General features: G+C 27.4%; 11 protein-coding genes and 1 pseudogene. 2 read left to right on the top strand and 10 right to left on the bottom strand.

The window, feature by feature from the left end; genetic code table 11:
- Window positions 1-62 precede the first annotated feature (62 nt).
- The 3 genes from I4U58_RS09030 to I4U58_RS09020 form a co-directional block, all read right to left on the bottom strand.
- Window positions 63-689, bottom strand: a complete 627-nt coding sequence (locus tag I4U58_RS09030; protein WP_195930971.1) for a CPBP family glutamic-type intramembrane protease — start codon at window positions 687-689, stop codon at window positions 63-65.
- Between the two features lie 72 nt (window positions 690-761).
- The gene (locus I4U58_RS09025) at window positions 762-1,073 is read right to left on the bottom strand and encodes a DNA-binding protein (protein WP_195930970.1); all 312 of its coding nucleotides are present in this window, start codon (window positions 1,071-1,073) and stop codon (window positions 762-764) included.
- Between the two features lie 179 nt (window positions 1,074-1,252).
- A complete protein-coding gene (locus I4U58_RS09020; RefSeq protein ID WP_195930969.1) occupies window positions 1,253-2,155 on the bottom strand; it encodes an AraC family transcriptional regulator in 903 nt (300 codons plus the stop codon).
- A gap of 179 nt (window positions 2,156-2,334) precedes the next feature.
- On the opposite strand from I4U58_RS09020, the gene I4U58_RS09015 reads away from it, so the two are divergent.
- On the top strand, window positions 2,335-3,165 hold the full coding sequence (locus I4U58_RS09015) for a Cof-type HAD-IIB family hydrolase (protein WP_195930968.1): 831 nt from the start codon (window positions 2,335-2,337) through the stop codon (window positions 3,163-3,165).
- Between the two features lie 96 nt (window positions 3,166-3,261).
- On the opposite strand, the gene I4U58_RS09010 is transcribed toward I4U58_RS09015, so the two are convergent.
- Window positions 3,262-3,876: a YitT family protein gene (locus I4U58_RS09010; protein ID WP_195930967.1), complete on the bottom strand. Its 615-nt coding sequence runs from the start codon at window positions 3,874-3,876 to the stop codon at window positions 3,262-3,264.
- Window positions 3,877-4,369: 493 nt separating this feature from the next.
- Between I4U58_RS09010 and I4U58_RS09005 the strand changes: the two genes are divergently transcribed.
- Window positions 4,370-5,485 (top strand): DEAD/DEAH box helicase, encoded by a 1,116-nt coding sequence (locus tag I4U58_RS09005; protein WP_195930966.1) that lies wholly within the window; start codon window positions 4,370-4,372, stop codon window positions 5,483-5,485.
- 68 nt (window positions 5,486-5,553) lie between these two features.
- Here the strand turns inward: I4U58_RS09005 and I4U58_RS09000 are convergent, their stop codons facing one another.
- From I4U58_RS09000 to I4U58_RS13950, 6 genes and pseudogenes are all read right to left on the bottom strand, one after another.
- Window positions 5,554-6,192: an HAD family hydrolase gene (locus I4U58_RS09000; RefSeq protein WP_243269595.1), complete on the bottom strand. Its 639-nt coding sequence runs from the start codon at window positions 6,190-6,192 to the stop codon at window positions 5,554-5,556.
- 115 nt (window positions 6,193-6,307) lie between these two features.
- Complete coding sequence (locus I4U58_RS08995) at window positions 6,308-6,751, bottom strand: YaiI/YqxD family protein (RefSeq protein WP_195930964.1); 444 nt, start codon at window positions 6,749-6,751, stop codon at window positions 6,308-6,310.
- 85 nt (window positions 6,752-6,836) lie between these two features.
- Window positions 6,837-8,717, bottom strand: a complete 1,881-nt coding sequence (locus I4U58_RS08990; protein WP_195930963.1) for an ABC transporter ATP-binding protein — start codon at window positions 8,715-8,717, stop codon at window positions 6,837-6,839.
- Entirely contained in the window at window positions 8,710-11,004 is a 2,295-nt protein-coding gene (locus I4U58_RS08985) for an ABC transporter ATP-binding protein (protein ID WP_195930962.1), read from the bottom strand. Before I4U58_RS08985 ends, I4U58_RS08990 begins: the two co-directional genes overlap by 8 nt.
- Before the next feature lie 115 nt (window positions 11,005-11,119).
- Window positions 11,120-11,587 (bottom strand): MarR family transcriptional regulator, encoded by a 468-nt coding sequence (locus tag I4U58_RS08980; protein ID WP_195930961.1) that lies wholly within the window; start codon window positions 11,585-11,587, stop codon window positions 11,120-11,122.
- A 246-nt stretch (window positions 11,588-11,833) separates the two neighbouring features.
- Window positions 11,834-11,907: pseudogene (locus I4U58_RS13950) on the bottom strand (propanediol utilization microcompartment protein PduB); the annotation flags it as partial.

Genomic DNA, 11,907 nt, shown 5'->3' with positions numbered 1-11,907 from the left:
AAAATAAAAATGGTCGTTTTGTGCTATGAAATCTATTCCAAATACTGATGCTTGTACGTATTTTAGCTCATCATAAAACCTGTTGCCGCTGCGATTAATATACCTAACCCCATTTTAGATGTTACTACGTCTATTGCAAATTTATCACTACTTATAACTTGTAGATTTTGACTTATGATATCCCAATATCCTAATATAAATAACACAGATATTATTGATATAACGATCCATGTTGTCTTTTGATTTTCTACAAATCCATTTACGTAATTCCATAAATACTGTCTAAATAATAATTCTTCATATACTGGTATAGCTATTGTTGCCAAACACATCATAAGTATTTCAGTAAATACATAATCTGTTTTTAGTAAAATTGTCAAAGCCAAACCTACTAACATAATACTAAATAATATTATTCTTATCTTTTTATTTTCATATTTATTGGCCATTTGTGTCAATCTATATCCCGCTGGATTAAATAAACTACTTCCTCTTAAAAAGAGAAAAACACTTATGCCCACTATCATAATCGATATTATATTTGCTATATTTAAATTTATAGCTGTAAAACTAAGTACACTCAATAATACGTTTTTTATAATTATTCTAGCAATTTGTAAAACAATTAATATTAAAAAACAATCTAATATATATTCTCTTTCCCTTATACTAATACTTTTTTTATCCAAATTTTATCACCCACGCTTCATAATACTATCTATTAATTATAGCATATTATAATCGTGAGTATACAAGAAAATCTAATCGTAAAAACCATTTAATACTCTACAAACTGTAGCTTTGCTCCAACATGTTTTTTGTGAAATCTCTCTATAGCTAAGACCTTCTGTTCTAAGCTCTTTTATAGATGCTATATCGCTATCTCTTATTTGTTTTTCTTTAGGTTTTAAATTACTTTTAACAGATTTTAATTCATCTATTTGTTTTTTTAATTCGTCTATTTCATTTTGCTTAGCTAATATTTTCTTTTCATATTCTGCTCTCATCTCATTAAATTCTTTAATATAATTTATTTTCCAATTTTCATCTGATTTTGTTTTAAATAAACCCATAAATAACATCCCCTTTTCATTAGTTTCTAAACTATAATTTCTTTAAATCATCAAAAAATCCTTGTTGTTTAGGGGTAAATTTATTCGTTATTTTCATTGAAATTTCAAGCATTTTCTTATATTATTTGTGTTTTATGTCTACTTTGTAGTCATTTTGTTTTTTTATGGGACTTAAATATTTATTGTAAATTAATATTTTGTGTTTCAATTAGTTTCTTCCTGTATTGAGTTGGACTTGTACTGTATTTTTTCCTAAATGCCTCACAGTAATAACTCGAACTATTAAATCCAACTTCTATAGCTATTTCTAAAATCGTTTTGTCGGTACTTAATAATAGATTTCTACTTCTATCAAGTCTATAGTCTATTAAATATTGATTTGGAGATTGTTTTAAAAGCTCTTTAAAAATTGCTGAACATTTACTTTTACAACAATTTCCCGAACTAGCTATATCAATTAATGTAATTTTTTTATTATAGTTTTTCTGGATAAACCCTATCATATCTTTTAATGTATTTAGTTTTAATGAATTGAAATTATGACTATTTACACATATATCTTTATTTCTAAATATTATTTCACATATTTCAAAAAATGATTGTTGGACTTTAAAGTAAATCAATTCATCATCTACAGATTGATACATATCTATTAGTAGATCTAATATTCTTTTTTGCCAACTTACTTCTTCTTTTAATATGATATATTCTAGTTCATTCTTATATAAAAGTGATTTTATATATTTATTTTCAAACCATTCATTTGCACATAAGATACTCGGATGCAATACTATACAGATAAACTTACATTCTTGTTTTTCATCTGAAAAACCATTATGAAGTTGTCTACTGTTTATAAAAAGTCCTTCTCCCTGTGATATTTCAATTCTCTCTCCATTTATCTCATATGACATTTTCCCTTCAAGTATAACAATAAACTCTAAATCATCATGCCAATGGCTAACAGCTTTATAGTCCATATATAATGACAGTATACCTGGCTTTATATATGCAGGAAAATTAGGATTGTTATACTCTACATTTTCTGATAAATCACTATTTATAGGAATTTGAATTGACACGTAATCCACCTCTTTTCCCTAATTTTGGAATATTGTTATATAATTATAACATATATCGACTGAATCTATCTAAAAGATAATATATATTTAAATAAGAGTAATCTCATGAAGATAGAATTTAATATTCAATATTTTGCTAATGTTGAATTTAATATTAAGATGAAAGGAATCAAGTTAAAATGAGTAAAATTTTGTTTATAGATGTTGATGGTACTTTAGTCGATTATGACAATAATATTCCACAATCAGCAGTTAAGGCTATTAAAATAGCGAGAAATAATGGGCATAAAGTATATATATGTACTGGTCGTAGTAAATCTGAAGTATATCAAGAATTATGGGATATAGGTCTTGATGGTATGATTGGCGGCAATGGAAGTTATGTAGAAGACAAGAATAATGTAGTTATGCATAATACAATAACATATGAACAATGTAAACATATAGTAGATTGGCTACATAATAAAAAATTAGAGTTCTACTTAGAAAGTAATAGCGGTCTTTATGCTAGTGAAAACTTTGAAACTGTAGGCCAACCAGTAATTCAGGAATATAGCAATAGAAAAGGCAATCTTTCTAATTCACTTACTGTTAGAGAGGCATTTCCAGATATGCTATTTGACGGTGAATTGTATAGAGATGATGTAAATAAAGTTAGTTTTATACTTAATAGCTACCAAGATCATTTAGATTCTATAGATGAATTTCCAGATTTAAATCCTGGTACTTGGGGTGGAAAAGGTGAAATTGCACTTTTTGGAGATTTAGGTGTAAAAAATATTAATAAAGCTAGTGCCATATCAAGTCTACTTGACTACCTTGGTGCTGATATAAAAGATACTATAGCATTTGGAGATGCTAATGTGGACATACCTATGTTAGAACATTGTAATATAGGTGTTGCTATGGGCAGTGGCGGTCAAAAAATAAAAGAGATGGCCGATATAGTTACAGATGATGTTGAAAAAGATGGATTATATAAAGCATTTAAAACCCTAAACCTAATTTAATCTATGTTATTTAAATATAAAATCATAAACAAACACAAAAACACCTATAACTAATAGCATAGGTGTTTTATTTTTATATTAAATTTTTAAGACGAACTATGCTGTAATAAGTCGTAATGAGCCTTTTGTATGTGCCAAAAATAGATCGATTATCTTTCCACTAAGAGTAGATGCAATCATTGAATAGAAAATAGCGTCTGCTGATAGATAACTTAGAGATAATAAAAGTATTACTCCATCCATTAAAATATAAACTTTAGTCACACTTAAAGATGTTGTCTTTGCGATTACTAATGCTAATGCATCATCTCCTCCTGATGAACACCCTGTATTGACTATTATTCCGCATCCAACTCCCACAAATATACCACCTAATATTGCATTAATTAAGCTGTTGTTTATTGAAGGTAATATTGGGCCTATATTTTCAAATATTCCATATGTTACTGAAAATGCAAAAGATGCGAATAATGAATATAAGAAAAATTCTTTTCCAAAAATCTTATATCCAATTAATAATAAACTAAAATCAATTATTATACTCGCCATTGATGGATGTATTCCAAATAGATTTTTTAGAAGTAATAAAAATCCTAATGCTCCACCTTCTGTAATATGATTTAAAAAATAAAAATTGTAAAATCCAAAAGATAGTATTATTGTCCCAAACAATATAAATCCTATCTTTTCTATAATCTGCCGACTACTCATTTTGTTACCACCTTTCTCCTTCCAACGAGGAAATTTATTATTATTTATTGTAATAGTTTTAATTAGAAAAATTATCAATTTTATTAAATATCACTTTGTAGTCTAGTATGATTTTAACTATATATTTCGTTTTTCTAATTATCTATATTTATATTATATATAATAAAATCCGATATGTATACCTCACTTTTGCAAACTTAAAATTATACAATTTTTTTTAATTTTTTTCAATGATTTTTTTGTTTTTTATTATGTTTATTTATGCATTAAAATAAAACCTAGTATTTTCAATGTATTGAAGCACATCCTCTAATCAAAAAGTTTAGATTAGCTACTTTTCAAATTTAGTATTTATAAATTTGTGTTTATATTAATTTTTTATTAGTTTAGAAATACTATCCTAATTTTTAGCGTTATATGGTTATAATATATATAATTTAATAAGTTATTATGTTATATTGTTAAGGTAGATTTATTTGAAAGAGGTATGATTATGAATTTTAAAGATTTAAAAATAAGCGATGAATTAATAGATACACTTAAGAAAAATGGGATAAAGACACCAACACCTATCCAAGAAGAAAGTATACTTCTTATAAAAAATAATAAAGATATACTTGCTCAATCTCAAACTGGTACAGGAAAAACTCTTGCTTTCTTAATACCTGTTTTTGATTCTATATCTGCTAAAAATGAAAATATACAAGCACTTATCTTAGCCCCTACTAGAGAGCTTGCTATACAAATATATAATGAAGCAGAAAAATTAAATAAAGATAAAAATATAAATATATTAGCTGCTTATGGTGGTAAAGATATAAAATCACAACTTAACAAGCTAAAAAGAAATATACAATTAGTTATAGCTACTCCTGGACGTCTTTTAGACCATTTAGACAGAAAATCAATCGATTTAAGCAAATTAAATACTCTTGTGCTTGATGAAGCTGACCAAATGATACTTATGGGGTTCAAAAACGAAATCGAGGCAATCATAAAAGAAACTAATAAAAAACGTCAAACACTTTGTTTCTCTGCAACACTTGATTCACAAGTTAAGAAACTAGCTTATAGATATATGAAAGACCCAGTTGAGGTAACTATCAAATCTAAAGAAATAACTTTAGATACTATAAAACAAGAAGTTGTTGAAACTACAGATAGACATAAACAAGAAGCCTTATGTAAAGTTTTAGATGAAGATAATCCATTTATGGCTATAATATTCTGTAGAACAAAAAGAAGAGTTGATGCACTAGATGAGGCTCTTGCAGTAAAAGGATATAATTGTGAAAAACTACATAGTGATATCCCACAAGCAAAACGTGAGAGAATTATAAAATCATTTAGAAAAGCTGACTTACAATATCTAATAGCTACAGATGTTGCTTCTAGAGGTCTAGATATAACAGGAATTACACATATATACAACTATGATATTCCAGAGACTAGTGAAGATTATATCCACAGAATCGGTAGAACTGGTAGAATAGGTAATGATGGATATACATGTATGTTTGTCGATCCAAAAAACTCTAAAACACTTGAAAAAATTGAAAGCGATATAAAATATCAAATACCAAGAAGATTAGTTGAATTAGATAAATAATATCTTATATAAGTAAAACTCCTATCAATAAAAATTTATTAATAGGAGTTTTTATTTTAAATTTATGTTTATACTAAATCAAGTAAATCTTCTATTTTTTCAATTTTGTATTTATATTCTTCTACATTTCCAAAACCATAACTAGCATATATAAATTCTAGTCCAGCTTCTTTTGTTGCATTTGCATCTCCTTGAGTATCGCCTACATAAACTGGATTTTTTAAATTATTTCTTTTTGCTATTAATTTGATATTGTCAGATTTTACAGTTTCAGGCTTTTTAGGATGTTCATAATCTTCAAAGTACTTATCTAAATTATAATAATTTAAAAATGCCTCAATATAACCTGTTTGACAGTTACTTACTATAAATAATCTATATTTTTTAGAAAGATTTTCAAGAGTATCTTCTAAATTATCAAATAATCTTGCTCCGTATTTAGCTAGATATTCATTTTCATGTTTACAAGCTTCAGCTAGTATTTCTGTTCTTTTTTCTTTAGGTATATCTGGGAATAATATATCTTCTATTTCATCTATAGTTTTTCCCATTAAATCATTTATTTCTTGAAAACTTACATCTTGCCTTTTATAATCATATTGTTTTATTATTTCACTCCAAGAATCTGCAACTTCTTTTCTTGAGTCCCATAGTGTTCCGTCTAAGTCAAATATTATACTATCGATATCTTTAAAATTTTTCGTCATACAAATTTCTCCCATTTAATATTATAATTTAACAACAATTAATAATACCTTAATGATAGCAGTAAGTGTATTATTTTTACAAGCATATTTGATTAATAAATATAATTTAAAGTTTTTATTTTGTTATCTTCTCTAAAATTAATTTTTCAAGATTTTGCTCAAAAACTGTATTTTGAGATTTATCTCTTTTCTTAGGTCCTTTTAATCTAGCTCCACTATTTCTCATTTTTTTAGATATATATCTTGAAAATAATAGTTCTTCTATATTTTCGTCTGTATAAACCATGCCATTTTGGTTTATTGCATATGAATTTCTGCTTAGTACTAATGATGCAAGACCATAATCTTGTGTAATTACTATATCTCCATTTTGTAAGTTTTTCAAAATAGCAAAATCAACAGCATCAACACCTTTTGATATCACAACTACCTTTACGTTTTTATTATCAAAATAATGCGATGTATCGCAAAATATTATAGATTCTAATTTAAATTTATTTGATATTTTTATACATTCATCTATTACTGGACATCCATCTCCATCTATCAATATTCTCATCTTCTCTCCTTAATATCATAAATATAATTTCCTTAGAATTAAAAAAGAGGATATTCACCTATTAGGCAATATCCCCTTTTTAATATTATACAGCTTGTTCTTGGTCCTCGTCATTGTCAAATTGAGAGTTATATAAGTTAGTATAGAATCCATCTTGAGCTAATAACTCTTCATGTGTTCCTTGTTCTATTATATCTCCATCTTTCATAACTAATATTAAGTCTGCATTTCTTATTGTAGATAATCTATGTGCTATTATGAAACTTGTTCTGTTTTCCATTAGATTATCCATCGCTTTTTGAATTAATACTTCTGTTCTTGTATCAACTGAACTTGTAGCTTCGTCTAATATTAGTATTTCTGGGTCCGCAAGTATTGCACGAGCTATTGTAAGTAATTGTTTCTGACCTTGTGAAACATTACTTGCTTCTTCATTTAATACCATATCATATCCTGATGGTAGAGTTTTTATAAAGTGATCTACGTGAGCTGCTTTAGCCGCTTGTTTTACTTGCTCATCTGTAGCATCTAATTTTCCGTATTTTATATTGTCTTTTATAGAACCACTAAATAACCATGTATCTTGTAAAACCATACCAAAATGAGTTCTAAGTTCTTGTCTATTGTAGTCCTTTATATTTTTACCATCTACATATATTGCACCACTATTTACATCGTAGAATCTCATAAGTAATTTTATTATTGTAGTTTTACCAGCACCAGTTGGTCCTACTATAGCTATCTTTTGTCCTGGTTTAACTTTTGCATTAAAGTCTTTTATTATTATTTTATCTGCATCATAACCAAATCTAACGTGATCAAATACTACTTCTCCATCATGTCTACTAACCTTAACAGAATCATTTTCTGTAATTGGTTCCTCTTCTTCTGCTAAGAATTCAAATATTCTCTCTGCAGATGCTGCTGTTGATTGTAATTGATTTGATATCTGTGCAATTTGATTTAATGGTTGGTTAAATTGTCTTACATATTGTATGAAAGATTGTATATCCCCAACTTCTATAGAATTTTTAATTACTAAAAATCCTCCTAATATAGATATTAAAACATATCCTAAGTTACCAACAAAACTCATTAAAGGTTGCATTAAACCTGATAAGAATTGTGATTTCCATGCTGATTGATATAATTTTTCGTTAGTTACATCAAATTTTTCTATAGCATCTTCTTGACCGTTAAATGCTTGAACAACTAAGTGTCCACCGTATAGTTCTTCAACTTGACCATTTACATTTCCTAAAAATGCTTGTTGTTGTGCGAAGAATTTTTGAGATCTTTTTATTATCATTGATATTACAAACATCCCAATTGGTATTATTACAAGTGCTGCAACCGTCATAACACCACTTATTGTAAGCATCATTATAAATACACCAACTAAAGTAGTTACTGCTGTTATTATTTGAGTTAAACTTTGATTTAAACTTTGTGCTAAAGTGTCTATATCATTTGTAAATCTAGATAATACTTCACCATTTGTAGTTTTATCAAAATAACTCATTGGCAATCTATTTATTTTTTTAGAAAGCTCATCTCTCAAGTTATACGCTAATTTTTGAGATATACCACTCATTATAAAGCCTTGTATAAAAGAAAGTATCGCACTTACTAAATATAAACCTACTAAAGTTAATAAGATTATTTTTATTCTGTCAAAGTTTATTCCATCTCCACCAGAGATTTTACCTATTAATCCATTAAATATCTCTGTTGTCGCTTTTCCCAAAACTTTAGGCCCTATTACTGAGAATGCAACACTACCTATAGCGAATATAAAAACTGCAATTATAGCATAAGTATATTTGCCTAGATAAGCCATTAATTTTTTCATAGTACCTTTAAAGTCTCTTGCCTTTTCACCAGGCATCATTCCTTGACCACGCCCAAGTGGTCCTCTACCTGGTCCCGGACCTCTTTTAGGTTCTTTCATATTATCATTACTCATTTTCTAGCTCCTCCTTTGAAAGTTGTGATAAAGCAATTTCTTTATATACTTCACAATTCTTTAGAAGTTGTTTATGATTTCCTATTCCAACAACTTTACCTTCATCTAGAACTACTATTTGCTCAGCATGAAGTATAGTACTTATTCTTTGAGCTACTATTAAAACAGTCGCATCTCCTGTTTCTTCTTTTAATGCTTTACGTAGTTTTGCATCAGTCTTGAAGTCAAGTGCAGAGAAACTATCGTCAAATATATATATTTCTGGTTCTTTAGCAATTGCTCTTGCAATAGATAATCTTTGTTTTTGACCACCTGATACATTTGAACCACCTTGTGATATTGGAGTTTCATATCTATCTGGTTTAGAGTCTATAAATTCTGTAGCTTGAGCTACTCTTGATGCAGTTTCTACTAAATCTTCACCTGCATTTTTATTTCCGTATTTTATGTTAGATTCTATTGTTCCACTGAATAATACACCTTTTTGAGGTACATAACCTATTTTTTCTCTTAAATCGTGTATTGAAGCATTTTTTATGTTTATTCCATCTACTTTTATTTCACCTTCAGTTACATCGTAGAATCTAGGTATTAAGTTTATTAGAGTTGATTTACCACTACCTGTACTTCCTATAAAGGCTGTTGTTTGGCCTGGTTTTGCTGTAAATGAAATATCGTGAAGTATTTTTTCATCAGCATCAGGGTATTTAAATGATACATTTTTGAACTCTACTAAACCTTTTTTATCATCATCAAATTTTTCAACATTTTCAACTTCTTTTATTGATATATCAGTTGTTAATACCTCATCTATACGATTTGCAGATACTGCTGCTCTAGGCATCATAACTGATATCATTGATATCATTAAGAATGACATTACTATTTGCATAGTATATTGGATAAACGCCATCATATCCCCAACTTGCATATTTCCTAAATCTATATTTTTGGCACCAACCCAAACTATTAATATAGAAATTAAGTTCATTATAAGCATCATAGCTGGCATCATACATGACATCATTCTATTTACAAACATATTTACTTTTGTTAAATCTTGGTTTGCTACGTCAAATCTATCTTCTTCAAATTTTTCGTTGCTGAATGCACGAATAACTCCAAGTCCTGTAAGTATTTCTCTTGTTACTAAGTTTAATCTATCTACAAGATTTTGTAGTTTTTTGAATCTAGGCATTACAACAGTAAACATTACTAAAACTATACCAAATACACATACTACTCCAAGAGCTATAATCCAACTCATTGAAAGATTTGTACTTAGTGCTTTTATAATCCCTCCGATAGCCATAAATGGTGCGAAGAATACCATTCTAAGCATCATAACCATCATCTGTTGTATTTGTTGTATATCATTTGTACTACGAGTTATAAGTGATGCAGTTGAAAACTCACTAATTTCTTTTTTAGAGAAATTCATAACTTTTTTGAATGTCATAGCACGTAAGTTTTTACCTAATGTAGCTGCTACTCTAGCCGCCATAAATCCAACTGTTACAGAGCATATTACACTTATTACTGTTAAACCTATCATTTTTAGACCAGTCATAAATATATAATTCATTTGAAGACTGTCTAAATCAACACCCATTGCTTTATATTCAGCTTTAACAAATGTTATTGCTCCTTGGTCTAACATTGTCTCTGGTAGATTAACAAATTGTTTATCTATTTGAGATAATATATCTTCTTTTGCATCGTTAGGCATTGCATTTATATATGCAAATATATCAAATTTCCCATCCTTATCCATAAACTTAGCCATTTGGCTTGGATCCATGTTTGTTTGGTTAGCACTTGGAGCTAACTTAGACGTCATAGAGTCTGAAAGTTTATTTCCTTCTGAGCTGTTTTCTATGTTGTAAACTAGTAACATTGGTTTTGCTAATATGTCACTAAGTTTTTCAATAGTTTCTTTATCTTTTGTATTTAATATATATAAAGATTCATCTTTTATAGCTGGATAATCATCTTTATATTTGTTAAATTCATCTTCACTTAAATTGTCCTTATTAATTAATTTGTAGCTATCTAGGACTTTGTTTTTATCGCTATCACTCATGAAAGTTGTTAACTTATCCATCTCACTTTCTCTGATAGCTTTTATAGTGGCATTTTCTATACCTGATTGTTGTATACCAACGTTTACTATATTTGAAGTATATGTTGGTAATGATAATTCTGTAGTAGCCTGTAATGCTAATAATATTAATATTGTTAAAATAGCTACCCAAGACTGTTTCAAATACTTAAATAATTTTGTCATAGCCAATCCTTTCTTAAAATGATTTTAATTTTATAATTTATTAAAAATTATAATTTAGTTTAATATATACCAATAAAATTTCAATTCTATGCCTTTAGAATTTTATTTAATAATATTAATTTTTATTTAGATCTTCCATTATGTCGCTTAATTTATTAAGTAAGTCTACAAGTGTTTCTGTATCTTCTTTACCTAATTTACTTATTACTAAATTTGTGTAATCAACCATTTCTTTATGGTGTTTTTCAAGTAAATCAATACCTTTTTGTGTTAAATCAATATAAGTAATTCTTCTATCTTTTTTATCAGATAGTCTAATTATGTATCCTTTATCTTCTAAGTTATTTAGCATTTTTGAAGTTGCAGGTTTTTTCATAAACATGCAATTACTTATATCAGATGTTTTAACTCCTAGGGAATCTTTATCTTCATCCATTTTTAATTTGTAGATAATTCTTAATGCCATAAACTCACCTGCATATAAATCTTTTAATTTAATATTTCCATGTGATTGTCTTTTTAATCGCATTATAACATCGAAAAGCTCTTTATTTATTTCTATATTATCACACAATTTTTTCATCTCCCTTAACTTAAATTTACTCTTTCAATATTTTCTTTTATAAATAGTTTCCTTATTCAACTATTTATTATATCAACCTTTTTTGTTTTGTCAATATTATTATACTTACTTTATAAAAGATTATTATTTTTAAACCATTATTTTTTCTATATTTTAAATGCTTTTAAAAGGTTTTGTATTTTTTTGTTTTTTATTTTTAATTCTAAATTTTTATGCAAAATTCTATTTTTATAGCTATAATTATCCATATACATCACCAAAAGTTCTATCTAATTCTTTTAATGTAACTTCTACAGCACGTCTTGCATCTGATACATCTT

Source organism: Clostridium sp. 1001270J_160509_D11, assembly GCF_015667935.1.
Classification (GTDB): Bacteria; Bacillota; Clostridia; order Peptostreptococcales; family Peptostreptococcaceae; genus Intestinibacter.
This window is presented reverse-complemented; position numbering and strand designations above follow the sequence as displayed.

Coding starts and splice junctions, on each gene's coding strand:
- I4U58_RS09025 (WP_195930970.1), bottom strand. CDS start 1,073: ATGGGTTTATTTAAAACAAAATCAGATGAAAATTGGAAAATAAATTAT.
- I4U58_RS09015 (WP_195930968.1), top strand. CDS start 2,335: ATGAGTAAAATTTTGTTTATAGATGTTGATGGTACTTTAGTCGATTAT.
- I4U58_RS09010 (WP_195930967.1), bottom strand. CDS start 3,876: ATGAGTAGTCGGCAGATTATAGAAAAGATAGGATTTATATTGTTTGGG.
- I4U58_RS09005 (WP_195930966.1), top strand. CDS start 4,370: ATGAATTTTAAAGATTTAAAAATAAGCGATGAATTAATAGATACACTT.
- I4U58_RS09000 (WP_243269595.1), bottom strand. CDS start 6,192: ATGACGAAAAATTTTAAAGATATCGATAGTATAATATTTGACTTAGAC.
- I4U58_RS08995 (WP_195930964.1), bottom strand. CDS start 6,751: ATGAGAATATTGATAGATGGAGATGGATGTCCAGTAATAGATGAATGT.
- I4U58_RS08990 (WP_195930963.1), bottom strand. CDS start 8,717: ATGAGTAATGATAATATGAAAGAACCTAAAAGAGGTCCGGGACCAGGT.
- I4U58_RS08985 (WP_195930962.1), bottom strand. CDS start 11,004: ATGACAAAATTATTTAAGTATTTGAAACAGTCTTGGGTAGCTATTTTA.
- I4U58_RS08980 (WP_195930961.1), bottom strand. CDS start 11,587: ATGAAAAAATTGTGTGATAATATAGAAATAAATAAAGAGCTTTTCGAT.